Source organism: Hyalangium sp. (assembly GCF_045802625.1).
GTDB lineage: Bacteria > Myxococcota > Myxococcia > Myxococcales > Myxococcaceae > Hyalangium.
The window spans coordinates 105,947-128,093 of sequence record NZ_JBJMQP010000048.1 but is presented as its reverse complement, the minus strand read 5'-3'; the positions used below and the strand labels follow the sequence as shown (position 1 = coordinate 128,093).

The 22,147-nt window shown below is 68.5% G+C and carries 20 protein-coding genes; 10 read left to right on the top strand and 10 right to left on the bottom strand.

Going from position 1 to position 22,147, the window contains the following annotated elements; all coding sequences use genetic code 11:
• The first annotated feature begins 41 nt into the window (after nucleotides 1-41).
• The gene (locus ACJ8AT_RS09195) at nucleotides 42-1,085 is read left to right on the top strand and encodes an NADH:flavin oxidoreductase/NADH oxidase (RefSeq protein WP_407737272.1); all 1,044 of its coding nucleotides are present in this window, start codon (nucleotides 42-44) and stop codon (nucleotides 1,083-1,085) included.
• A 55-nt stretch (nucleotides 1,086-1,140) separates the two neighbouring features.
• Here ACJ8AT_RS09195 and ACJ8AT_RS09190 read toward each other — a convergent pair whose 3' ends face one another.
• From ACJ8AT_RS09190 to ACJ8AT_RS09175, 4 genes are read right to left on the bottom strand one after another with little or no spacing between them, the layout of a single operon-like run.
• Nucleotides 1,141-1,434: a hypothetical protein gene (locus ACJ8AT_RS09190; RefSeq protein WP_407737271.1), complete on the bottom strand. Its 294-nt coding sequence runs from the start codon at nucleotides 1,432-1,434 to the stop codon at nucleotides 1,141-1,143.
• Nucleotides 1,435-1,482: 48 nt separating this feature from the next.
• On the bottom strand, nucleotides 1,483-1,767 hold the full coding sequence (locus ACJ8AT_RS09185) for a hypothetical protein (protein ID WP_407737270.1): 285 nt from the start codon (nucleotides 1,765-1,767) through the stop codon (nucleotides 1,483-1,485).
• Between the two features lie 23 nt (nucleotides 1,768-1,790).
• Entirely contained in the window at nucleotides 1,791-2,438 is a 648-nt protein-coding gene (locus ACJ8AT_RS09180; protein WP_407737269.1) for a DUF3332 domain-containing protein, read from the bottom strand.
• A 30-nt stretch (nucleotides 2,439-2,468) separates the two neighbouring features.
• Nucleotides 2,469-3,833, bottom strand: coding sequence for a sigma 54-interacting transcriptional regulator (locus ACJ8AT_RS09175; protein ID WP_407737268.1), 1,365 nt, complete (start codon nucleotides 3,831-3,833; stop codon nucleotides 2,469-2,471).
• Nucleotides 3,834-4,280: 447 nt separating this feature from the next.
• Between ACJ8AT_RS09175 and ACJ8AT_RS09170 the strand changes: the two genes are divergently transcribed.
• A complete protein-coding gene (locus ACJ8AT_RS09170; protein ID WP_407737267.1) occupies nucleotides 4,281-4,970 on the top strand; it encodes a hypothetical protein in 690 nt (229 codons plus the stop codon).
• A 371-nt stretch (nucleotides 4,971-5,341) separates the two neighbouring features.
• Here ACJ8AT_RS09170 and ACJ8AT_RS09165 read toward each other — a convergent pair whose 3' ends face one another.
• Complete coding sequence (locus ACJ8AT_RS09165; RefSeq protein WP_407737266.1) at nucleotides 5,342-6,997, bottom strand: hypothetical protein; 1,656 nt, start codon at nucleotides 6,995-6,997, stop codon at nucleotides 5,342-5,344.
• A 196-nt stretch (nucleotides 6,998-7,193) separates the two neighbouring features.
• Here ACJ8AT_RS09165 and ACJ8AT_RS09160 point away from each other — a divergent pair, with 196 nt between their 5' ends.
• On the top strand, nucleotides 7,194-7,892 hold the full coding sequence (locus ACJ8AT_RS09160) for a class I SAM-dependent methyltransferase (protein WP_407737265.1): 699 nt from the start codon (nucleotides 7,194-7,196) through the stop codon (nucleotides 7,890-7,892).
• Nucleotides 7,893-7,898: 6 nt separating this feature from the next.
• Here ACJ8AT_RS09160 and ACJ8AT_RS09155 read toward each other — a convergent pair whose 3' ends face one another.
• The gene (locus tag ACJ8AT_RS09155; protein ID WP_407737264.1) at nucleotides 7,899-8,588 is read right to left on the bottom strand and encodes a response regulator transcription factor; all 690 of its coding nucleotides are present in this window, start codon (nucleotides 8,586-8,588) and stop codon (nucleotides 7,899-7,901) included.
• Entirely contained in the window at nucleotides 8,585-10,105 is a 1,521-nt protein-coding gene (locus ACJ8AT_RS09150; protein ID WP_407737263.1) for a sensor histidine kinase, read from the bottom strand. Before ACJ8AT_RS09150 ends, ACJ8AT_RS09155 begins: the two co-directional genes overlap by 4 nt.
• 255 nt (nucleotides 10,106-10,360) lie before the next feature.
• Between ACJ8AT_RS09150 and ACJ8AT_RS09145 the strand changes: the two genes are divergently transcribed.
• Together ACJ8AT_RS09145 and ACJ8AT_RS09140 are read left to right on the top strand one after the other, a co-directional pair.
• The gene (locus ACJ8AT_RS09145) at nucleotides 10,361-12,433 is read left to right on the top strand and encodes a c-type cytochrome (RefSeq protein ID WP_407737262.1); all 2,073 of its coding nucleotides are present in this window, start codon (nucleotides 10,361-10,363) and stop codon (nucleotides 12,431-12,433) included.
• 97 nt (nucleotides 12,434-12,530) lie between these two features.
• Nucleotides 12,531-13,031, top strand: a complete 501-nt coding sequence (locus tag ACJ8AT_RS09140; RefSeq protein ID WP_407737261.1) for a cupin domain-containing protein — start codon at nucleotides 12,531-12,533, stop codon at nucleotides 13,029-13,031.
• 9 nt (nucleotides 13,032-13,040) lie between these two features.
• Here the strand turns inward: ACJ8AT_RS09140 and ACJ8AT_RS09135 are convergent, their stop codons facing one another.
• Nucleotides 13,041-13,598 (bottom strand): hypothetical protein, encoded by a 558-nt coding sequence (locus ACJ8AT_RS09135; RefSeq protein WP_407737260.1) that lies wholly within the window; start codon nucleotides 13,596-13,598, stop codon nucleotides 13,041-13,043.
• A gap of 277 nt (nucleotides 13,599-13,875) precedes the next feature.
• Between ACJ8AT_RS09135 and ACJ8AT_RS09130 the strand changes: the two genes are divergently transcribed.
• The 3 genes from ACJ8AT_RS09130 to ACJ8AT_RS09120 are packed head-to-tail and all read left to right on the top strand — an operon-like array spanning nucleotide 13,876 to nucleotide 17,835.
• Nucleotides 13,876-14,721, top strand: coding sequence for a hypothetical protein (locus ACJ8AT_RS09130; RefSeq protein ID WP_407737259.1), 846 nt, complete (start codon nucleotides 13,876-13,878; stop codon nucleotides 14,719-14,721).
• Between the two features lie 36 nt (nucleotides 14,722-14,757).
• Nucleotides 14,758-15,765 (top strand): NAD(P)H-dependent glycerol-3-phosphate dehydrogenase, encoded by a 1,008-nt coding sequence (locus ACJ8AT_RS09125; RefSeq protein ID WP_407737258.1) that lies wholly within the window; start codon nucleotides 14,758-14,760, stop codon nucleotides 15,763-15,765.
• Between the two features lie 51 nt (nucleotides 15,766-15,816).
• Nucleotides 15,817-17,835 carry a PAS domain S-box protein gene (locus ACJ8AT_RS09120; RefSeq protein WP_407737257.1) on the top strand — a complete coding sequence of 673 codons (2,019 nt, stop codon included), beginning with the start codon at nucleotides 15,817-15,819 and terminating at the stop codon, nucleotides 17,833-17,835.
• On the opposite strand, the gene ACJ8AT_RS09115 is transcribed toward ACJ8AT_RS09120, so the two are convergent.
• Nucleotides 17,832-18,302 (bottom strand): hypothetical protein, encoded by a 471-nt coding sequence (locus ACJ8AT_RS09115; RefSeq protein ID WP_407737256.1) that lies wholly within the window; start codon nucleotides 18,300-18,302, stop codon nucleotides 17,832-17,834. The two genes, ACJ8AT_RS09120 and ACJ8AT_RS09115, sit on opposite strands and share 4 nt — an antisense overlap.
• A 96-nt stretch (nucleotides 18,303-18,398) precedes the next feature.
• On the opposite strand from ACJ8AT_RS09115, the gene ACJ8AT_RS09110 reads away from it, so the two are divergent.
• Nucleotides 18,399-19,181 (top strand): S-adenosyl-l-methionine hydroxide adenosyltransferase family protein, encoded by a 783-nt coding sequence (locus ACJ8AT_RS09110; protein WP_407737255.1) that lies wholly within the window; start codon nucleotides 18,399-18,401, stop codon nucleotides 19,179-19,181.
• 2 nt (nucleotides 19,182-19,183) lie between these two features.
• On the opposite strand, the gene hflX is transcribed toward ACJ8AT_RS09110, so the two are convergent.
• A complete protein-coding gene (hflX, locus tag ACJ8AT_RS09105; protein ID WP_407737254.1) occupies nucleotides 19,184-20,848 on the bottom strand; it encodes a GTPase HflX in 1,665 nt (554 codons plus the stop codon).
• A gap of 152 nt (nucleotides 20,849-21,000) precedes the next feature.
• Between hflX and proB the strand changes: the two genes are divergently transcribed.
• Nucleotides 21,001-22,128: a glutamate 5-kinase gene (proB, locus tag ACJ8AT_RS09100; RefSeq protein ID WP_407737253.1), complete on the top strand. Its 1,128-nt coding sequence runs from the start codon at nucleotides 21,001-21,003 to the stop codon at nucleotides 22,126-22,128.
• The last annotated feature ends 19 nt before the right edge of the window (nucleotides 22,129-22,147 follow it).

Below are 22,147 nucleotides of genomic sequence, written 5' to 3'. Positions count from 1 at the left end.
GATAGCGAGCCGGGCATATGACCCGTCTGCTGTTTACTCCCATGAAGCTGCGCGGTGTGACGCTGCGCAATCGGATTGTCGTCTCCCCCATGTGCCAGTACTCGAGCGAAGACGGCTTCGCGAACGAGTGGCATGTCGTGCACTTGGGCAGCCGCGCGGTGGGGGGGGCGGGGCTGGTGTTCACCGAGGCCACCGCGGTGGAGGCCGTGGGCCGCATCTCGCCGCAGGATCTCGGGCTGTGGAAGGACGAGCACATCGCTCCCCTGTCCCGCATCACCCGCTTCATCCAGGAGCGCGGCGCGGTGCCGGGCATTCAACTGGCGCATGCTGGCCGGAAGGCCTCGACGGCGACGCCTTGGGAGGGGAGCCACTCCCTTCCACCGGGCAAGGGAGGGTGGCGGACCGTGGCGCCCAGCCCCGTGCCCTTCACGCCAGGGGACTTGGAGCCCGAGGAGCTCCATGAGGCGGCCATCTCGCGGGTGATTCAGTCCTTCGTCGACGCCACCGTGCGGGCCGAGGCCGCGGGGTTTCGCGTGGTGGAGATCCACGCCGCGCACGGATACCTGCTGCACCAGTTCCTCTCTCCGCTGACGAACCGCCGCAATGATCGATACGGCGGCTCGTTCGAGAACCGCGTGCGCTTGGTGCGCGAGGTGGTGCGAGCGGTGCGCGGCCGCTGGCCCCAGGAACTACCCCTCGTCGTGCGCATCTCCGCCACCGACTGGGCCGAGGGCGGCTGGACGGAAGAGGACTCGGTGGCCTTGGTGCGGCTGATGGCGCAGGACGGGGCGGATCTCATTGACTGCTCTACGGGAGGCATTGCTCCGGGCATCAAGATTCCGGTGGGGGCGGGCTATCAGACGCCCTTCGCTGAGAGCATCCGGCGGGAGACGGGCGTGCCCACCGCGGCGGTGGGGCTCATCCGCTCCGCCTACCAGGCCGAGCACATCCTTCAGACCAAGCAGGCGGATCTGGTGGTGCTGGCCCGGGAGATGCTGAGGGATCCCTACTGGCCGCTGCGTGCCGCGCGCGAGCTCGGCGCTGATGTCCAGTGGCCCGTTCAATACCTGCGCGCGAAGGACTGAGCGTGCGGGCTTGAGACAGCCAGGGGGGCGCCTCCGCCGTGGGGCTCGCGGCGGCCTATGGAGCGGTAAGCACCAGGCTCAACACGGCGTGAAACAAGGTGGCCGCAAGGCCACCGATCAGTGCGCCCACCAGGAGCACCTTGATCTTCTGCGTGTCCGTGGGCTCTGGCTCCTCCAGGTTGTGCAGGGCGCGTGAAGCCCAGTGGTCAATGTCGGCGCTGCTGGTGGAGAGCTGTTCCTGCAGGTGCTCGACCCTGCGGCGCGCGGCTGTGAGCTGGGCCTGGACACGATCCAGCTCGGCTTGCACCTCTTCATCGGGATGTGCGGTGGGTTCCTGGATTCGATCCATCACCACCTCCGTGCCAGCACAGGGCCGCCATCATCAAGAGCAGGAGTTTCAAGGGAAGGGGAACGGGCCACCGAGCTTGATGTAGAACTCCAGAAGCATCATCCCCACGACGATCCCCAGACCCAGCAGGATGCTCTTCTCGGCCCCCAACATGGGGCGGGGCATCTTTCGGGCCCGGGCCGCCCACTTCTCGGCCTGGGCCTTCCGAGTGGCCAGCTCCTGCTCCAGCTCCTGGATCTTCCGCTGCGTGGCCGTGAGCTCGACCTGGGCGCGCTCCAGCTCGGCCCGGACTTCCTTGCCGGGCCGGGACTCGGGTTCTCGAACGCGCTCCATGCCGAGCTCCTCCACTCTCGGGACTACGGCTGATTCGTGCAGACCTGCGCCAGCCCCTGCGAGAGCGGCGAGACCTGGTTCCGGGCGTACTGTGCCAGGCCCTCTGCGCCGTCGTTGAGGAACATCTGCCGCGCCTGCGCCACCGCCTCGGCCGAGTGCAGCGCGACAGTCGTCCCCGCCGCATCCGTCACCGCCACGGCACCGTCTGTCTGCTCGCGCGCCTGGACGAGCAGGGCGCCGGCCTCATCGCGCACCACCATGCCATCCTCGAGCGGCTCGAAGTAGCGCACCAGCGCCGGCTGGCCCGCGCGCTCCAGCTCCACCTTCATTACGCCCGAGTCCATGTCCCGCGACAGTCGCAGCGTGTCCTGGGGGCTCAGCCGCACCACGCGCGTGTGGCTGTCCGGGGCCTCCGCGCTCGCGACGGGGTTCTGCCCGGTCCAGAACTCGATGCTGTTGATGACGAGCGCGTCCACGAGCGAGCCGACCGCGTACACGGGGACGATCGCCATCACCAGGAACACAGCCCACTGGATGAACTTGTTGGGTGAGACGTTCTTGTTGAAGTCCCACATCGCCCGGAGAACGGCGAACTTGCCGAAGCACCCGGACACTTGCACTGAGAACAACGCCAAGCACAGCACAACCAGCAGGCGGGAAGCACGCTTCATATCGGGGATACCCCTCCAAGGAACCGCGGGTCAGTCCCCCTCACTCTGCACCAGGCCGTACTTGTGCAGAAGGGAATAGAGGTGCTTGCGGTCCAGCTCCGCCTCGCGCGCGGCCCGGGCAATATTGCCTTTCGTGCGCCCCAGCAGGCGGGTGAGGTACTCGCGCTCGAAGGCGCGGACGAGCTCGTCCTTGCAGGACTTGAACGGACCGGTGAACTCCACCGGCAGCGAGTCCCCCTCGGCCGCCGGGGCTTCTCGGGTGAACTCGCGCAGCAGCCCATCCCCCGCCAGCTCGGGGATGTCCGCCATGTGCCGCGCCCGTTCCAGCGCGTTGCGCAGCTCGCGCACGTTGCCCGGCCACGTGTGCCCGAGGAACTGCTCGCGCACCTTCTCCGGCAGCCGGGCCCACAGGCCCTCGCCTGCGAACGCATCCACCAGCAGGGGGATGTCCTCCTTGCGGTCTCTCAGCGGCGGCAGGCTCACGGTGAAGACGGAGAGCCGGAAGTACAGGTCCTCGCGGAAGCGGCCCGCCTTCGTCTCCGCCCACAAGTCCTTCTTGCTCGCCACGACGATGCGCGCGTCGAAGGACACGAGGCTGGAGGCGCCCAACCTGCGGAACTCCCGGTCCTCGATGGCGCGCAGCAGCTTGGGCTGCAGGTCCAGCGCCAGATCATCAATCTCGTCCAGGAAGAGCGTGCCACCGTGGGCGCGCTCCAGACAGCCGATGCGCTGGCTCACCGCGCCGGTGAAGGCTCCCTTCTCGTGGCCGAACAGCTCGCTTTCAATGAGCGAGTCCGAGACGGAGGCGCAGTCGAAGACGACCAGCGGCCCGGTGGCCCGAGGCGACAGCTTGTGGATGGCCTTGGCGGCGGCGCCCTTGCCCACGCCTGTTTCCCCCACCAGGAGGATGGTGGAGTCCGTGGAGGAGATGCGCTGCAGCAGGGCGAAGATTTGCCGCATGGGCAGGCTGCGCCCCACCAGATCTCCCAGCCGATCCTCGGTGGAGGGATCAATCTGGACGGGTGCCACCTGAGGGCTGAAGCGCAGGCGCACGTCGCCCACCTCCAGCAGCGCGCCCGGGCGCAGGTAGGCCTCGCGCACCTGCGCCCCGTCCAGGAAGGTGCCGTTGGTGGAGTCCAGATCCTGGACGAGGAACCGGTCCCCCTGGCGGCGCACCACCAGGTGGTTGCGGCTGACGGTGGGATGATCGATGACGACGTCGTTCTCCGGGGCTTTGCCAATCCGGAGCACCTCGCCAGAGAGCGGGTAGACGGTGCCGGCGCGCTCGGTGTCCAGCAGCACCAGGTGGAACTGCTGAGCGGCGATCCGGTCCGCCTGCGCCCGTGCGCCAACGACAGTGTGCAGCGGAATGGGACCTGGAGGGACGGAAGGCATGAACAGCGCGGATTCTAGTGGGCTTTACGCCGGGAGGTGCCATCCCGAAAGAAGAGAATCTCCCTGGTTCCTGTGGCCTGAGGAGGAAGCAGGGCGTAGCCGCGCACTCTCCTTGAGGCGTGCCCGGTCCCATTCATTGCGGTGAGGAGATGGGGGCGCGGACTTACCGGTGAGCCCGGGTGGTAGGTGAGGTCGCGGACTCACTGGTGAGCCCGGGCGATAGGGGCCGTAAGCGAGGTCGCGGACTCACCGGTGAGCCCGGGCACTGGGATGAACCGTGAGGGCGCGGAGTCTCGCCCCGTGGACTGCACCGTCCACGGGCGTAGCCGATTTTATCGGCTCTCTGGGCAAATGGTTAATTTCACTTCGGTTTTTTGTTGGCCCGTTTCCTGCTGAGCCCTCGTGCGCAGTTCAACCGCAGCACCACTTCAGCAGGAGGCAGTGCGTATGGAAGCAGTGACCCCCGAAACAGCAACCCCCAACGAGCAGGCCACAGCCCTCGAGCAACTCCAGACGCTGTGTACCCAGATGCGCCAGCTCCTGGCTGCAGGCAATGTCAATTGCCACCAGATTGGCGTGCTCTACAACATCGCAGTGAAGGAGAAGCTGGCCGAGAAGGCCAAGCTCAAGACCGCTTCGGCGTACTTCAGCAAGCACATCAAGGAGCTGTCCAAGGCGACACTGGTCAGGTACGGCGCCGTGGCGAAGGAGTTCAGCGAGGAGGCCTGCGTGCAGTACGGCGTCACCGCGCTGAGCCTGCTCCTCACCTACGCGGAGGCCTCCAAGACCGAGGTGGACACGAATGAGCTGAGTACCGTGGTGATCGCTGTGCCGGACCAGAACGGCGTGGTGGATGAGAAGTTCTTCGGCGAGTGCACTGTGGTGGATCTGCGTAAGGCCCTCGAGCGCCTGCGCAGGCCCACCTCCAGCGCTCCGCTGTCGGCCGACATCCTGGCGCGCATCGAGCAGTGCCGCACCGTCTGGATGGGCTACTTCCCGGAGCAGGCGGGCGTCGAACTGGTGGCGAGAAACCGCAAGGGCAAGGCCAGCGTCAGCCTGAAGGACATCCCGCTGGAGGTGTGGGAGCAGCTCACGGCCCTGTTGGGCCGCAGCCTTCAGGCCTCGCGCATCAATTGAACTGTGGGCATCCAGGCTCGCAGTCTCGGACCTGGGTGCTTGCAGTCCTGGTACTCGAAGTGGAAACGATCTTCCAAAAACGCGGGCTTTCCATCGCGGGGACCGCGGGAAAGCGCGGGATCTGATCGCGCAGGCCTGGCCAGAGGCTTGAACTCTGGGCGATCCAGCCGCCATCGCCGCGCGAAACGCTCGAAATGGCTGGACCTCGCTGCGGCGCGAAGGGGAAAACCGATCGCACTGGCCGCGATCGAAATGCCGCGCTTCCCGAGGATTGTCTCCAACTGCCGAAGTAGGGGCCAGAAAGGCCGCAGCCGCCCTCCCAGAGGGAGAGCGGCCGCGGTGCACGTCGGGCCGTGGGGTGCCCTGACGTATCAATCTCCGGTGTAGATGCCGATCGTCCCGGCCACCCACCGCTTGTCACTGAGTTCGTAGCCCATGAAGCCCACCAGCACGCGGCGCCGGGCGCCCGACTTGTCCACCTGGACGTCGGAGATCCGGGACATGGCCATGTCCTTGCCGAACACCGTCCAGTCATAGTGGATCACGGAGTTGCCTTTCACCCGGCTGAGGCCGCCGCCCCAACTCGCGCCTGCCCAGACGCTGTTGTCGAGCGGATCCGCCGCCACCGCGGAGACCAGGCCCCGGTGGTCCACCAACTCCGTGCTGAGCCGGCGCACCACCGCGCCCTCGGACGTCAGCTGCGCCAGGCCGCGCGAGAAGGAGCCCATCCACACGCTGCCGTCACCCGCCACCGAGATGGAGGAGATGTTGTCCGGTGTGCGCTGCTCGGGCCGGGACATCTGCGGCTCGGTGACAGCGTCCGGCCAGATGTCGAAGCGGTTCCAGGCGTAGTCCTTGTCCTCCGTCATCACCTGCGCGCGCCAGTAGTTGGGGCTGCCAGTGGCCGTCATGTAGCGGAACCGGGTGCTGCGGTCCGAGCCGCCGAACCATGCGTCGCCGCTCGGATCCACCGCCACGCCGTAGTAGGCGTCCGTGAGCAGCGCTCCCTTCACCCGCCACTTCGAAGGTTCATTCGGGTAGAGCTTCGAGTCCTCGCTCTGGTTGGAGTAGACGTACGCGTTGAGGCCCGGGTGGACGTGCTCGACGACGCCCGCGCACGACAGCTGCCCGTTGCAGGTGGGAGCCCCCGTAAAGAGCGAGTCTCCGCGGGCGAAGCCGTGGTTGCCGCCGAACCACACGCTGTGCGTCTGGCTGTCGTAGGCAATCCGCAGGATGTTGCAGAGCCGCTCGCGGCCTCGCGGCTCGGCCTTCACCACGCCGGGCCCGGAGAAGATGTCGTAGTGCACCACATCCAGGGTGCCATCCGCCTGCAGGCTCACCTTGTCCGCGTCACCGCTCTTGTAGACGGAGGGATCCGGATTGGCCTCGTCCCAATTCGCCTCGCAGTACTGCGAGCCGGGCATGCCCTCGTAGCCCACGAAGACGGTGCCCGCCGGTCCGCCTGCCACCGAGATGACCTTGAGGTACTTCGGGCCCGGAGGCGTGCTGCCGTCCGGCATGAAGCCGTAGGGGCGCAGGCCGTCCGCCATGGTGAAGTGCTGGAAGCTCGAGGCGCCCGGCTTGAGCAGGAAGAGGCCCTCCTCGCCGCCAGCCACCCAGATGTTGCCGCCCTCGTCCGCCGTCACTCCGTAGACCTTCTGCGGTCCGCCCTCGCTCACTCCGTAGAAGTTCCAGCCTTCCGTCGTGGGAGGCGGAAGGATGACCGGAGGCGGAGTGCCCGCGTCCGGAGTGCCCGCATCCGGCGGAGTGCCCGCATCTGGCGGAGTGCCTGCGTCGGGCGGCGTCCCGGCATCCGGCGGAGTGCCCGCGTCGGGCCTCCCAGGCGGGGTGATGACGGGGGGCTGTTGGCGAGTGGAAGGATCGTCGCCCGGGTCCGTGGGAGGAGTCGAATCGTCCATCCCCGGGTTGCCGTGCTCCGAAACATCATTGCCGCTGCCCGTGCAGCCAGCGGTCCACACCAGGCTCGCCGCGACGAGCGCGCCCGCCCACCCCCATCCGCCCCTCATGCCCTCACCCCATGCCGAAAGACGGGTATCCGAGACACCCGTGCTCCCCAGGGCCTACGCAAGGTGAGTGCCAGCACTTGGCCCCTCCCCCAGGGGGGGAAGTCGTCGGTTGGTGGACAGGGAGTGGGTAAAAGAGTTCTCTCTCTGTGCAACCACATGTCCCGACAAGGACCCAAACCGTGCTACGCCGGGGAGGATGAGCGGAAACGATGTCCGCGGCCGCACGCCCCTGTCGCTGGTGGGGCAGGATCCGGATCTCCTCTTTTATTCGCGACAGGCCAGCGAGCGGGGCGGGCCGGTGCTCGTGCTGGGCGCGGCCAACGGCCGTGTGCCGTGGGCGCTGGCCGAGCATGGCTTCACGGCGGTGGGGGTGGACTCGTCCGAGGTGATGATCCGCTCCGCCGAGGAGCGCCGCGCCGAGGGGCCAGCCGAGGTGGCGGACCGGGTGCGCTTCATCGCCACGGACGTGCGAGTCCTCCGCTTGCCGGAGCGCTTCCCCCTGGTGCTCGCTCCCCAGCATGCCATGGGGGTGATGGCCACCCGGGACGACCTGGATGCCTTCCTCGCCACGGTGTGCCACCACCTCGCGCCTGGGGGGACTTTCATCTACGACGTGCTGAACCCGCCGCGCGAGGCCATCATCCGAGATGACGACGACGAGCCGCGCGCCCCGCTGGAGCCGCGCCGTCCGCTGTTCGCCTTGCACCTGCGCGAGCGCAAGCCACCCGGAGGCACCGCGCCCATCCGCCGGCTGAAGCTGCGCCACTTCGCTCCCGAGGAGCTCGAGGATGCGCTGACCACCTGTGGACTGACGCTGCGCGAGCGCTACGGGCGCTTCGACGGCAAGCCGTTTGATCTCGGGGATTCACGGCAGATCGGCATCGCCGGGCTGTGAGCCCCTTCAGCGGTCGAACCGGTAGCCCAGGCCCCGGACCGTCACGAAGTGGCGGGGATCTTCCGGATCCGGTTCGAACTTGAGCCGGAGCTGGCGCACGAAGTTGTCCACCGTGCGCGCGCTGCCCTCGTAGTCGAAGCCCCACGCGCCCGACAGCAGCTCCTCGCGCGTGAAGGTGCGGCCCGGGTGCGCCAGGAAGTGCGCCAGCAGCTTGAACTCCTGCGCCGTCAGCTCCACCGGCTTGCCCGCCCGCGCCACTGTCCGCCCCACCAGTTCCACCTCCACGTCCCCGAACGTCACCGGCGGCGTGCCCGTGGGCGGATAGCGCCGGCGCAGCACCGCCTTGATGCGCGCCAGCAGCTCCTGCAGCCCGAAGGGCTTCACCACGTAGTCATCCGCTCCCAGGTTCAGGCCGAGGATCTTGTCCGTCTCCATGCCTTTGGCGGACAGCATGACCACCGGCGTGTCCCGGCCCCGGCGGCGCAGCTCTTTGATCAGCTCGTAGCCGTTGAGCTCCGGGAGCATGATGTCCAGGACGATCAAGTCCGGCGCCTCGTCCAGCGCCTTGGCCAGCCCCGTGCGCCCTTCCTGGGCCTGGAGTACCTCGTAGCCCTCGATGCGCAGGTTCATCGACAGGCCCGTGAGGATGGACAGATCATCCTCCACCACCAGGATGCGTTGCGCCTTCTCGCTCATGCCTTGCTCACTGGAAGCTGGATGGTGAAGCGGCTGCCCTTGCCCAGCTCACTCTGCACTCCAATCCGTCCCCCGTGCGCCTCGATGATGCGCTTGGCGATGGCCAGGCCCAGGCCACTGCCCTCTGTCTTTCGCGTCAGCAGGTTGTCCACCCGGTAGAAGCGCTCGAAGATGCGCTTGCGCTCCCTGGGCGCAATCCCCACCCCGTTGTCCTGCACCGACAGGTCCACCCACTTGCCGTCCGCGTGGACGCTGAGCGAGATGTGCTTGTCCTGACCGCTGTACTTGTAGGCGTTCTGCAGCAGGTTGAGCAGCGCCCCGGCCACCGCGTGGAGATCCACCTCCACCCGCGGCAGGTTCTCCGGCACCTCCACCTTCAGCTCCACGCCGCTGTCCAACCGCTGCGCACGGAAGGCCGCCACCGCCGCCTCCACCACCTGCGTCACGTCCATGAGCTCCAGGTGGTACTCCTTGCGCCCGCTCTCGATGCGCGCCCAGTCCAGCACCCGTTCAATCAGCGTGGACAGCCGCTCCGTCTCTCGGGTGAGCAGCTGCAGCACCTCTTGCGTCTGCGCGGGATCCTTCAGCCGCCCCAGGGCCAGCGTCTCGATGAACATGCGGATGGAGGTGAGCGGGGTGCGCAGCTCGTGGCTCACCAGCGAGATGAAGTCCGTCTTCAACCGCGACAGCTTCGCCTCCCGGTAGAGCGTGCGCCCCGTGTAGACCACGCCGAAGGTGAGCGTCAGGTAGAACAACGCCAGCAGCACTGCGTACACCGCCCGGTTGCGCGTGGAGGCGCGCGCCACCGGATCCTCGCCCGTGGACAGCACCGCCAGCCGGAAGTCCTGGAGCGGCGGAGACAGCACCCTCTCGGCGAACACGGGCGGCCCCAGCGCGTTGGCGCGCGCCTGGACCACCTCGGACATGAGCCGGTTCACCAGCCCCTCGCCCACCTCGCGGGGTACGGGCAGCAGGGCAAAGCGCACGGGCTCTGGAGACGTCAGGTAGCGATCGGCCCGTGCGGCCAGCAGTGTCTCTACCGCTGCATCCGACAACTGGGCGCCACGCACGGTGTCTCCCTTCCGCTCGATGGCGATCAGCTTCGGGTGCCCGCCTACGGGGAGAGAGAAGACGGTGTGCTCGGCGGGAAGGTTGCCCAACGCGGGCAGCACCGTGGTGAGCGCGGCCGTGAGCGCCGCGTCCAGGGACTCCACCTTGCCGCCGCGCACCAGGAAGGGCACGTCCGACAGCACCTGGCCTTCGGACGTCACCACCTGCCATGTGCCACCCCGCTCCACGTGCCGCGCCTCGCGCAGCGTGTGAGGCAGCTCCTGGGCCAGTGCCTCCAGCGTCCCGTGCCAGGCCACCTCCAGCCGCTTCTCCACCGCCGCACGCTCGTTGATGATCGCCACCACTCCGAAGCCGGACAGTCCCGCCGAGGGCAGGACGATCAGCAGGATGAGCAGCGCGAAAGTGCGCCGGAAGCTCAGGACAATGGGGGTGGAGGCGCGGGCCACAGCCCCTCTCCTTTACTCCTGTCTCTTGGTGTGCGCTCGTGTCGTTTCATGGGCAGGAGCACTTCCGGCTGTCCGGCGGGTTACACGGAATGTAGGGAACCATTCGACTTTGAGTCGTCGTTGGTGGCAGCATGATCGGGTTGCGAGGAGGGGGCAGCCGGGCCGGATGCTTCCTCTCCAGGTACGCGCGGCAAACAGTCGGAACATCCAGGGCCGGGATGTGACGGGTGAGGCCGCGCCGAGGAGGAGACTCCCATGAGAAAGAAGATTCTGGCTGCCGCGGTGGTTGCAGCTCTGGGGCTGACTGCGTGCGTGCAGAAGCCGTCCGCCACCTACACCCCGTCCTCGGGCTCGGTCGCGCTGAGCCAGGATGATGCGTTCCTCTACGTGGCGGACTCGGACAACGGCATTGTCTCCGTGGTGGACACCACCGCCCGCACCAAGGTGGCGGAGATCAAAGTCGGCATTGATCCCCAGCGCATCGCCGTGGGGCCGGATGACACCGTCTACGTCTCCAACCGGGGCAGCCGCAGCGTGTCCGTCATCCGCCGCGGCCAGTGGACGGAGGCGGCCCGCCTGGACGTGGGCGTGGAGCCCATGGGCCTGGGGCTGTCCGGGGATGGCCGGACGCTCTACGTGGTGAACACCGACACGCTGGACTCCACCGAGCACGGCTCGCTGATGGCCTTCGACACCGGGACGCTCAAGCAACTGTGGGAGCTGCCGGTGGGGGACGAGCCTCGCGGCCTGGCCCTGCTGGAGAATGACAAGGCGCTCATCACCCTCCACCGCCAGGGTGACGTGGTTCAGGTGGATCTGGCGAACCGTGACCGGCCCAAGCTCGCCAAGGCGGGCACGGACATCTACCAGAAGGCCAACGCCACGAAGCTGGGCCAGGGGAAGCAGAGTGGCTCTTTCGACGTGCTCCCCTCCAGCGGCGTGAACTCCTTCCACCCGCGCGGGGTGGAGGAGATCGTCGTGACGCCGGACGGCGAGCGCGCCTTCGCGGCCGGGCGGTGGGCCCGCGAGACGTCCATTGGCACGCCGGGGACCAACCCGAACGATCCGGATCCGACTCCGACTCCCACTCCCACTCCCACTCCGATGCCGCCGCCCACGACGTCGCCGGGCGGCGGGGGCCTCTATGGTGGCGGGGGCCCATGCGGCACGGGCGCCATTGCCTCGCCGGGCCTCATCACCCTCGAGGCGGACTCAGCCACACCGCTGGTGGATGACCTCAACGCCTCGTGCGGCAGCGGCGATGACAAGGACTACCCTCCGAGCACCATCACCAGCCCGGAGCCCACCGAGCCCATCCAGGGCCCCACCGCCGCGGTGGTGGACCCGACGGGCGCCTGGCTCTTCGTGGTGAACCGCGAGACGAACAACGTCGCGGTGATGCCCACCAACCGCCGCAAGGGCGATGATCTGACCTTCAGCACCGCCTCGTCCAGCTCGGTGCGCCAGCTGGTGCGCGTGGGGGCCGGCCCCACCGGTATTGCCCTGCGGCGCGACGGGACGAAGGCCTACGTCTACAACTCCTTTGATCACACCCTGACGACGCTGGCCGGGGATGGCCTGGGCCACACGCTGAACATCCACGAGGAGGGGCCACGGCTGAAGCTCGCCGAGGACGTGCTCCCACCGGATGCGGTCATGGGCCGCAAGCTGTTCTTCTCGGCCATCGACTCGCGGATGACGGCCGCCAACGTGGGCGCCGCCTGCTCCACCTGCCACCATGACGGGCGCGATGACGGCCACACCTGGGAGTTCCCGGATGGCCCGCGCCAGACGCCGACGCTCGCCGGCCGGATGATCACCAAGACGGCGCCGTTCCACTGGAGCGGCGAGTTCCCCACGCTGCGGGACTTCCTGGAGGTGACGGTGCGCCAGCGCATGGGCGGCGGACTGGTGGACACGCAGATGGCGGGGCAGCTGGCCGCCTTCATTGACGTCATGCCTACGCCGGACAACCCCTATAAGCGCTCGGAGCCCTCGGAGGCGCAGCAGCGCGGCGCCCAGGTGTTCCTCAAGGCCCAGTGCAACGAGTGCCACACGGGTGAGACGCTCACGAACAACAAGCAGGCCAACGTGGGTACCTTCGTCGTCGACGGGAGCGATCCGGACAACGCCGCCGTGCGCCAGCGGGGCCTGAACACCCCGTCGCTGCTGGGGGTGGCTCGCAGCGCGCCGTACCTGCACGACGGCAGCGCGGCCACGATCAAGGATCGCCTGCTCAAGACGCGTTACTCGGATCAGCACGGGCAGACGTCGCAGCTGACCGACCCGGAGCTGGACGATCTCGTCGAGTTCCTGCGCACGCTGTAGCCGCGTACTGGCTGAGGAGGGCGCCGCGGGGCATCCTGCGCCCTCCCTCCGCGGTGGCTCCGGAAGACCGGGGCACCGCACCCGCCAGGAGCGTGTCATGACGTCGAAGCAGGAAGCCCCTCGGAAGCCTGTGCTCTTCCGCGCCGCGGATCATGCCCAGCTGAAGGAGCAGACTCAGTCCCACCCGCTCAACCCGAACTCGCTGCTGCGAGGCATCTCGCTGAGCGAGCAGGTGGGGCTCCAGCGGCTGGGGTTCCACCTGCTGAGGATTCCTCCCGGCAAGGAGTCCTTCATCTTCCACTTGCACCAGTCGGAGGAGGAGTTCCTGTACATCCTCTCCGGGCGGGGCATCGCCGAGCTGGGAGAGGAGAGCGTCGAGGTCGGCCCCGGGGACTTCATGGGCTTCCCCACGCCCTCCGTGGGCCACCACCTGCGCAACCCGTTCCAGGAGGAGCTCGTCTACATCTCCGGCGGCGAGCGCCGGCAGGTGGAGGTTGCGGACTTCCCCCGCCTGGGCAAGCGGCTGGTGCGCTTCGGCACGCAGGTGTCCATCTTCGACGTGGCCGCGGTGCAGAACCTCTCATTCGGCGAGGAGTAGGCGCCAGCCTCAGGGAAGGCCCGAGCGCTCGAGGGGCGGTGGGAGCAGGCCCGCATCGCCCGTGGAAGCCGGAGGCAGGCCCCCGTCCTCGGTGGAGGCGGGTGGCGTGCTCCCAGCGGGGGCGTGGGCCGCCGCGAGCGAGGAAGCGCTGACACCCTGCAAAGCGGTGCGCATCACCTCCACCGCGCGCTCCGGGCCGGTGCCCATCCACGTGACGACGAGGACACACGGCGTGTCATCGTCCCACGCCACCACCTGCAGCATGCCCGGCACGGGGGTACGGCGAGCGGCGGCACGTCCCAGCGCGGGCACCTCCACGCCGCCTGCTTTCAGGGTGGGCGCCAGCAGCTCGCGCACGTCCACGGACGGGTCTCTCGGCTCGCAGTTGTAGGCGAGCGACACCGTGGTGCCCGGCTCCGCCGCCGCGCGGAAGGTGCACAGCGGGCCACAGGTGGGGCAGGCCTTCTCTTCCTTCACGCTAAAGCCCGGCAGCGCCAGCTCGCGCAGGTCTGCGGGCAGCAGCGCGTCGCAGCCCAGGTTCATGCTGGCGTCGGCAGGCCCGGGCACGCCCGCGTCTCCAGACGCACCGGGAGCACTCGCCCGGCATGCGCCGAGCATCAGTGCCAGCACCAATCCCACACCCCGTCCGCCCCTCATCCCGTCTCACTCCTCCTGCGGCCACTGCGGCAAGTCGTGGATGGTAGACCGGGACAGGCCCCTTGCGGCCACGGCATTGCGCGGCAGGTGCTCTCTGCCGGACGTCCGAGGCGTCGGCCAGGGCCTCCATCCAGGCGGCTCTCGTTCCCCGGCGGAGCGTGGTCTACACTGCGGCGGGTTTCTGCCCATGCGCGCCTTCCTACTCCCGTCGCTGCTCGTTGTCGGCCTGGGGCTTCCGGCCCTGGCGCAGGCTCCTCAGGAGCCGCCGGCGTCCAACCCCTCGCCCGACGAGTCCTGGCTGAGCTACCCAGGGCCCGAGGCCCCGGCGCCTCCTCCGGACACCATGCCGGCGCCGCCGCTGCTCCCCGTGGGCTCGGAGCGGGCTCCCGAGCTGCGGACTCCCGGGGGGCGGGCTCCAGCGGAGCCTCTCAAGCTCAGCCGGGTGAGCCTCTACGGGGCTCATGTCCTGGAGCCGGGGAAGGTGGCGGCGGGCATGACGCTTGGCTTCCCGCTCGCCTCGGCGAGGGCCGTGATGGGGGTGCTGCCCCGGTTGGACGTGGGGCTGGGCGTGGACAGCATGTACGGCATCATGAACGAGGCGCGCGTCTACGCCCGCTTCGGGCTGGTGTCGACGGACTCCGCGGACGTTGCCTTCTCCGTGGAAGCGGGCCGCGCCTTCTTCATCCACTCGCCGAGCCAGGAGCAGTTCGGGGCGCGCTACTTCACCGGCCGGCGCAACTGGAACCTGGCGCCCGGGTTCGTGGGCTCCATGTTGCTGGGCCGGCGGACGCGGGGCTTCGTGGATCTGCGCTACCTGCTCGCCTTCGACACCCAGCCCTTCCAGAGCGACCCGCTCGGCGGCATTCCGCAGGGTGTGCAGGTGGGCGGCAACTTCCTCTTCCGTGGAGGGCTCGAGGTGCCCTTCTCCGAGCGGACGTCCTACGTCGTCTCTGTGGGGGGCAACATCCACGGGCGCAAGGAGGATGCCGCCTTCATGCCGATGATCGCAGTCGGCCTGGTGGCGGGATTCTGAGGCGGCGCGTGCTCCTTTCCCCTCCCGAGGCTCTTCATGCGTAGCAGTGTCATCGGCTCTGGTTCCTTCGGTACGGCGCTCGCCAACACGCTGGCCATCAACTGCGAGGAGGTCCGCCTCTGGGGGAGGGACGCCGCGCTCGCCGAGGCCATCAACACCCGCCACGAGAACTTCACCTACCTGCCGGGCATCCCGCTGTCTTCGCGCGTGCGCGCCACCCTGGAGCTGAAGGAGGCGCTGGAGGGCGCGGAGCTGGTGGTGCTGGCCACGCCCAGCCACGCCACGAGGGACATCGTCTCCCGGGCGATTGAATACCTGCCGCGCCACGTGCCCCTCGTCACGGTGGCCAAGGGCATTGAGAACGAGTCGCTCCTGACGATGACGGAGCTGCTGGAGGAGTGCCTGCCGGAGGAGTTCCACCCCTATATCGCCGTGCTCTCGGGGCCCAGCTTCGCCAAGGAGCTGGCGCTGCGCAGCCCCACGGTGGTGACCATTGCCTCCCACTGGGAGAAGGTGGCGGTGCGGTGCCAGAAGGCGCTGCAGACGGAGTCCTTCCGCTCGTACACCTCGAATGACGTGGTGGGCGTGCAGTACGGCGGAGCGCTGAAGAACGTGATCGCCATCGCGGCGGGCATCGCCGACGGGCTGGGCATGGGCCACAACGCTCGGGCGGCCATCATCACCCGAGGGCTGGCGGAGATTACGCGCCTGGCGGTGCGCAAGGGCGGCAACCCGCTGACGCTCTCGGGGCTGTCGGGCATGGGGGATCTGGTGCTCACGTGCACGGGCGAGCTCAGCCGCAACCGGCGGGTGGGCATGGAGCTGGGCAAGGGCCGGCAGCTCTCGGACATCCTCGCGGAGATGAAGCAAGTGGCCGAGGGCGTGAAGACGGCCAAGAGCGCCCGGGATTTGGCGCTGAAGACGGGGGTGGAGCTGCCCATCTGCCAGCAGGTCTACGCGATTGCTTATGAGGGCAAGAATGCCCGGAGCGCGGTGGTGGAGCTGATGACCCGTCAGCCGAAGTCCGAGCTGAGCGGCGGCTGAGCCTCTTTGGTAGGGTCCGGCTCTCCCCGCCGCTGTAGCTTCATGTCCGGAATGTCTTCCCAGTCCTCCAGACCCCTCGCTCCCGCGTGGAGCTTCTCCGCGCTGGATCTCACCGAAAACTCGCCCATCGCCATCATCGAATGGGATCCAGACATGCGGGTTCGCTACTGGAACCCGCGCGCAGAGGAGATGTTCGGCTGGCGCAAGGAGGAGGTGCTGGGGAGCTACCTGGATGAAAGGGGCTCCCGGCCCTTCGCCTACGAGGAGGACGCCGAAGCCGCCCGGCAGGCGGTGCAGCGGTTGAGGACGGGCCAGGAGCAGTGGACCCTCAGCCGCAACCGGAACTACCGCCGCGACGGAACGATCATCCACTGCGAGTGGTACAGCTACACGCTCCGAGATGCCTCGGGGCAGCTGCTCTGCATCCTCTCGCAAGTCGTGGATGTGACGGCGAGGGATCAAACGCTGCAGCTGCTGGAGGAGAGCGAGCGGCGCTTCAAGGCCACCTTCGAGCTGGCCGCCGTGGGCATTGCGCACGTGAGCGTGGAGGGCCGCTGGCTGCGTGCCAACACGCGCCTGTGCGAGATCCTCGGCTACTCGCCCCAGGAGATTTTGAGGCTGACGTTCCAGGATGTGACGCACCCGGAGGACATTGCTCCGGACATGGAACTGGTGCGCAAGGTGCTCGGCGGTGAGCTCCCCATGTACACCATGGAGAAGCGCTACATCCGCAAGTCCGGCGAGCACATCTGGTGCAACCTCACCGTGTCGCTGGTGCGCAAGCCGGATGGCAAGCCGGACTACTTCATCAGCGTCATCGAGGACATCTCCCGGCGCCACCGCGCGGAGCAGGAGCGGGATGAGCTGCTGGCGCGCGAGCACCAGGCCCGCACGGAGGCGGAGGATCTGGTCCGGAGCCGCTCCGCCGAGCTGGCGGCCACGCGCAGCGCGCTCGTCCAGGCTGAGCGTCTGGCCACCGCTGGCCAGCTGGCGGCAGGCGTGGGCCATGAGATCAACAACCCCCTGGCCTATGTGCTCGCCAACGTCATGTTCGCGGTGGAGGAGCTGGGCCGTATCAAGGCGCCCGTGCCGGGGGTGGATCTGGAGGAGATCCTCAAGGCGCTGGTGCAGACCCATCTCGGTGCCGAGCGCATCCGCGACATCGTCCGGGATCTGCGCATCTTCGCCCGAGGCGATCCGGAGGCCATCGGGCCGGTGGATGTGCACGCGGCGCTGGATTTCTCCACCGCCATGGCGGCCCATGAGATCCGCCAGCGCGCCCAGTTCGTCCGCCAGTACGGGGATGTGCCCTACGTCCGGGCCAACGAGTCCCGGCTGGGGCAGGTGTTCCTCAACCTGCTGCTCAACGCCGCCCAGGCCATCCCCGAGGGCGCCGTGGACTCCCATCAGGTGACGGTGGCCACGCGCTCGGCGGAGGAGGGCTGGGTCATGGTCGAGGTAAGCGACACGGGCCAGGGCATCGCCCCCGAGCACCTCCCGCACATCTTCGAGCCGTTCTTCACCACCAAGCCGGTGGGCGTGGGCACGGGGTTGGGGCTCTCGGTGTGCCACGGAATCGTGAAGGGGCTGGGGGGCCGAATCGAAGTAGAGAGCCAGCTCGGCCGGGGAACCACCTTCCGGGTGAGCCTGCCCGTAGAGCCGGAGTTCTCCCGCGCGCTCAGCTCGGTGGTGAAGCCGGTAGCCCCTAGGGCGGAGACGGCTCGCCGGGTGCTGGTGATTGATGACGACCCGGAGGTCTGCGCGGCGCTTGCCCGCATCATCGGCTCGCCGCACGTCGTCGAGCAGGCGCAGACGGCCCGCGAGGCGCAGGAGCGGCTGCTGACCCGGCGCGAGCACTACGACGTCATCTTCTGCGACTTGATGATGCCCGATGTCACGGGCATGGACCTGCATGATGTGCTGGCGGCGCAGCGCTCGGAGCTGCTCGGGCGCATGGTGTACATGAGTGCGGGGACCTTCACGGCGCGCGCCACCGAGTTCCTGCAGCGGGTGGCCGACCGGCGCATCGACAAGCCGTTTGATCCGGCCCGCGTGCGCTCGTTCCTCTAGTAGCGCTTGTCCTTCTTCTCGGGGCCAGCGCCGCGGATGCGCCACATCATCATCTGGTTGGAGCTCATGTACGAGTTGACCATGCCCTCCTGCTGCATCTGCTCCAGCAGGCGCACGGTCTTCAGGCGATCCAACCCGACGGCGCGGGCGATCATGTCACCGGGCAGCCCGCTGAGGTTGCGGCGCAGCTCGTTGACGATGGCGCGCTTGAACTCGTTCTTCGTCAGGCCGTCCATGTCCTGACTCTTCCAGGCCTGGAAGATGCCGACCAGCACGAGCAGGAGCGTGAGGACCGCCAGCCCCGGATAGACGATGTGGCTGTTCTGCTCCAGCATGTCGAAGTACTTCGGCGCCATCGACGAGGCGGGCTTGACGTAGTGGGGTGTGTTGTCCTGTCCAGGCATCCCCTCGGGGAGGCCATCGATCTGGATCAGGCGCAGCAGGAGGCTGAGGAGCAGGGTCAGCACGGTGGGGCCAATCTAGAGAAGCTGGGGGCAACCCCGCAACTCTCCTCGGGACAGCCGTCTCTCATTCATCAGGTGCGGTAGCCTGCCACCCGGACCATGCCCCTCGTCAGCCTGCTCACCGACTTTGGTGCCATCGATACCTATGTAGGGCAGATGAAGGCGGCCATTCTCCGCGTCGCGCCGGCCGCCACCCTGGTGGACCTCACGCACGCCGTGCCCGCCCAGGACGTCCGCGCGGGGGCCTTCCTGCTCTGGACGGCGGTGGAGGCCTTCCCTCCGGGCTCCCTGCACCTGGCCGTCGTGGACCCGGGGGTGGGCTCCCGCCGTCGAGCCGTGGCGGTGCGCTCCCGGCGGGGAGATGTGCTGGTGGGGCCGGACAACGGGTTGCTGCTTCCCGCGCTGGAGCAGCTCGGGGGCCCGAGCGCCGCCGTCGAGCTGACCGACTCCACCTACTGGGGGTCGCTGCGCTCGAGCACCTTCCACGGGAGAGACTTGTTCGCGCCGGTGGTGGGGCACCTCGCGGCGGGGGTAGCCCTGGAGCGGGTGGGCCGCTTGCTGGAGCGGCTGGAGGCGCCCTTCCGTATCCCCTTGCCCGAGGTGGAGGAAGGGCTGCCGGTGGGCGAGGTGGTCCACGTGGACACCTATGGGAACCTCATCACCAACCTACCGGGCGCCCAGCTCCCTGCCCGCTTCCGGGTGAGGGTGGGGCTCACGGTGGTGGAGGGCGCGCCCCACCCGCATTACCAGGCGGTGGCGCCCGGGGAGCTGCTCGCGCTGGTGGGCAGCTCCGGACTGCTGGAGATCTCCGCTCGGGACGGGAGCGCGGCCTCCGTGCTCGGAGCCGAGCGCGGAGAGCGCGTCCACATCGAGCCCGAATGAGCTCAGACCGTCGTCGACACGGCCCCGAGCGCCTCTGAGGCGCCCTCGGCGAACAGGGTGGTGTCCGCCTTGGCCAGCAGGGTTGCCAGCCCCTCGCGCTCCTCGGCGCTGATGGCCACACCGCCCTTCGAGCGCAGCAGGGCCTCCACGTCCTCGGCCGCCAGCAGGTCCGCCTTGTTCCACACCATCAGGCGCGGCTTCTCCATCAGCCCCAGCGAGCCGAGGATGCCCTCTACCGCCTCCACCTGCTCGTCGCGCGCGGGGTCCGCCGCATCCACCACGTGGAGCAGCAGGCTCGCGTCGTACAGCTCCTCGAGCGTGGCGCGGAAGGCGGCCACCAGGTCCTTGGGCAAGTCGCGGATGAAACCCACCGTGTCGGTGATGATGACCTCGCGCTCCTGCGGGAAGCGCAGGCGGCGGCTGGTGGGATCCAACGTGGCGAACAGCTTGTTCTCGGCCAGCACCTGGGCGTTGGTGATGGCGTTGAGCAGCGTGGACTTGCCCGCGTTCGTGTAGCCGACAATCGAGATGACGGGCAGCTCGCGCCGGTTGCGCTGGGCCCGCCGCACGCTGCGCTCGCGCGAAATGGCGTCGATGCGCTTCTCCAGGTGCGTAATGCGCTCGCGCACCCGGCGGCGATCGATCTCGAGCTTCGTCTCACCGGGGCCTCGGCCGCCGATACCACCGGCGAGCCGGCTGAGCGAGTCATCGCTCTGCACCAGCCGCGGCAGCCGGTACTTCAGCTGCGCCAACTCCACCTGCAGCTTGCCCTCCGCGCTCTGCGCGCGCTGGGCGAAGATGTCGAGGATGAGCTGGGTGCGGTCCAGCACCTTGAGGCTGGTGGCCTCGGCGATGTGGCGGCCCTGCGAGGGCGTCAAATCCTTGTCGAAGATGAGCAGGTCCACCATGGACTGCATGGAGCGCAGGTTGAGGTCCTCCAGCTTGCCGCGGCCGATGAGGTAGCGAGGATCCGCCTCGCGCCGCATCTGCAGCACGCTGTCGAGCACCTCGACGCCGGCGGTGCGCGCCAGCTCCTTGAGCTCGGCCAGGCTCGACTCGGCCGAGGCGCGGTTGCCGTCCAGGCACACCGCCACCAAGATGGCCTTCTCCCGTCCGCCCACCGCGCGCGCGGCGGCCTTGCGGTTGAACTCCTGCTCCAGCGCCTCCAGCGTGGACACCAGATCCGGCTGATCCTGGTGGACGCTGGGCAGCGTGGAGACGCTCCAGAACTCGTTGGCGCCGTTCTCGGGCACCAGGTGCGCGTAGTGGAGCACCCCGGGCAGCCCCTCGCGGCCCACGCCCACGGCGGCCACCATGTCCAGGCGCAGCAGCGCCAGGTCCGTCAAGTCATCCTTGGTGAGCGGCTCGCTCTTGAGGTGCGTGTGCACCAGGCGCAGGCCACGCAGACGCACTTGCCCGGCGCGAGCGCGGCCGATGTCCGGCAGCTCGAGCTTGTGGGCGTTGCCCACCACGACGTACTCGATTTCGCCCTTGCGGTTGATGAGCACGCCGACCTGCCGGTTGGTCTCACTCGAGAGCTCGGTGAGGTGGCGAGCGAGCTCCGGAGAGACAATCTCGTACGGAGCCACGCGGCGGCGGTAGGTGTTGCGCAGGCGCTGTTGCTCGCTCGGCTTGAGGCCAAGGGTGTTGCCGTAGATTTCCTTCAACTCTTTTTTCTCCCGCGCGGAACAGGCCCGCGTCCAATGCCTTCCCCCTCACTTTAAGGGCTTGTCAGCTCGGATTCACGGCCCCGAGCCCGAAAAGGGGGACTGGTGGAAACACACGCGCAGGGCATGAACTTCCGTCTTAATCTTGGGGGGTGAGCACTTCTGGACGAGAAGCGGTGCGTGCGGCCCGCCGCGTGGTGGTGAAGATTGGAACCAACGCGTTGACGAACGCCACCGGGCGCTTCAACCGTGCGCACTTCCAGGCGCTGAGCGAGGATCTGCTCTGGGCCGCCGAGGGCCGGGAGCTGGTGGTGGTGTCCAGCGGCGCCATTGCCCTGGGCGTGGAGCGGATGGGTCTGCCGGCACGTCCCAAGGACATTCCCGGCAAGCAGGCATGCGCGGCGGTGGGCCAGAGCCGCCTCATGCGAGCGTATGAGGAGGCCTTCGGCGGGGCGGATCGGCACGTGGCCCAGGTGCTGCTCACCCACGAGGACGTGCAGGACCGGCGGCGCTACCTCAACGTGAAGCACGCCCTGGAGCGGCTGCTGGAGGTGGGCGTGGTGCCCGTCATCAACGAGAACGACACCGTGTCCGTGGACGAGCTGAAGTTCGGCGACAACGACACCCTGGCCAGCCTCGTCTCGAGCGTCGTCGAGGCGGAGGTGCTCGTGGTGCTCTCGGACGTGGAGGGCCTCTACACGGCGGATCCGCGCAAGGATCCCCAGGCGAAGCTGGTGGGTCAGGTGGACGCGGTGACGCCGGAGCTGCTCGCGCTGGCGGGCGGCAGCGGCAGCGCGGTGGGCACCGGCGGCATGGCCACGAAGATTCGCGCCGCCGCCCTCGTGGCCGAGCGGGGCATTCGCTGTGTGATTACCTCGGGCGCGGTGCCGGGCCGGCTGCGCTCGGTGCTCCAGGGGGAGCCGGTGGGAACGCTCTTCGAGGCGGGCGAGAACCGCCGCAGCGCGCGCACGGCCTGGATCGCCCACGCCCTGCGTCCCAAGGGCCGGCTCTTGGTGGACGCTGGGGCGCGCGAGGCCATCGTCACCGGCAAGCGCAGCTTGCTGCCCTCGGGAGTGAAGCAGGTGCAGGGAGACTTCGGCCGGGGCGATCCGGTGGACCTGGTGGATGACCAGGGCACTGTCTTCGCGCGGGGGCTCAGCGCCTACGAGGACACCGAGCTGCGGCGCATCGCCGGCCGCCGGAGCGCCGACATCGAGTCCATCCTCGGCTACCGGTACATCGACGAGGCCGTACACCGGGACGATCTGGCGGTGCTCTAGCGCCCCGGCGGGACAGAAA

Excerpts from the sequence above, each read along its gene's own strand:
- ACJ8AT_RS09160 (WP_407737265.1), top strand. The coding sequence starts at position 7,194 with ATGAGCGGAAACGATGTCCGCGGCCGCACGCCCCTGTCGCTGGTGGGG.
- ACJ8AT_RS09165 (WP_407737266.1), bottom strand. The coding sequence starts at position 6,997 with ATGAGGGGCGGATGGGGGTGGGCGGGCGCGCTCGTCGCGGCGAGCCTG.
- ACJ8AT_RS09155 (WP_407737264.1), bottom strand. The coding sequence starts at position 8,588 with ATGAGCGAGAAGGCGCAACGCATCCTGGTGGTGGAGGATGATCTGTCC.
- ACJ8AT_RS09195 (WP_407737272.1), top strand. The coding sequence starts at position 42 with ATGAAGCTGCGCGGTGTGACGCTGCGCAATCGGATTGTCGTCTCCCCC.
- ACJ8AT_RS09120 (WP_407737257.1), top strand. The coding sequence starts at position 15,817 with ATGTCTTCCCAGTCCTCCAGACCCCTCGCTCCCGCGTGGAGCTTCTCC.
- ACJ8AT_RS09125 (WP_407737258.1), top strand. The coding sequence starts at position 14,758 with ATGCGTAGCAGTGTCATCGGCTCTGGTTCCTTCGGTACGGCGCTCGCC.
- ACJ8AT_RS09185 (WP_407737270.1), bottom strand. The coding sequence starts at position 1,767 with ATGGAGCGCGTTCGAGAACCCGAGTCCCGGCCCGGCAAGGAAGTCCGG.
- ACJ8AT_RS09190 (WP_407737271.1), bottom strand. The coding sequence starts at position 1,434 with ATGGATCGAATCCAGGAACCCACCGCACATCCCGATGAAGAGGTGCAA.
- ACJ8AT_RS09175 (WP_407737268.1), bottom strand. The coding sequence starts at position 3,833 with ATGCCTTCCGTCCCTCCAGGTCCCATTCCGCTGCACACTGTCGTTGGC.
- ACJ8AT_RS09140 (WP_407737261.1), top strand. The coding sequence starts at position 12,531 with ATGACGTCGAAGCAGGAAGCCCCTCGGAAGCCTGTGCTCTTCCGCGCC.
- ACJ8AT_RS09130 (WP_407737259.1), top strand. The coding sequence starts at position 13,876 with ATGCGCGCCTTCCTACTCCCGTCGCTGCTCGTTGTCGGCCTGGGGCTT.
- ACJ8AT_RS09170 (WP_407737267.1), top strand. The coding sequence starts at position 4,281 with ATGGAAGCAGTGACCCCCGAAACAGCAACCCCCAACGAGCAGGCCACA.
- ACJ8AT_RS09145 (WP_407737262.1), top strand. The coding sequence starts at position 10,361 with ATGAGAAAGAAGATTCTGGCTGCCGCGGTGGTTGCAGCTCTGGGGCTG.
- ACJ8AT_RS09180 (WP_407737269.1), bottom strand. The coding sequence starts at position 2,438 with ATGAAGCGTGCTTCCCGCCTGCTGGTTGTGCTGTGCTTGGCGTTGTTC.
- ACJ8AT_RS09110 (WP_407737255.1), top strand. The coding sequence starts at position 18,399 with ATGCCCCTCGTCAGCCTGCTCACCGACTTTGGTGCCATCGATACCTAT.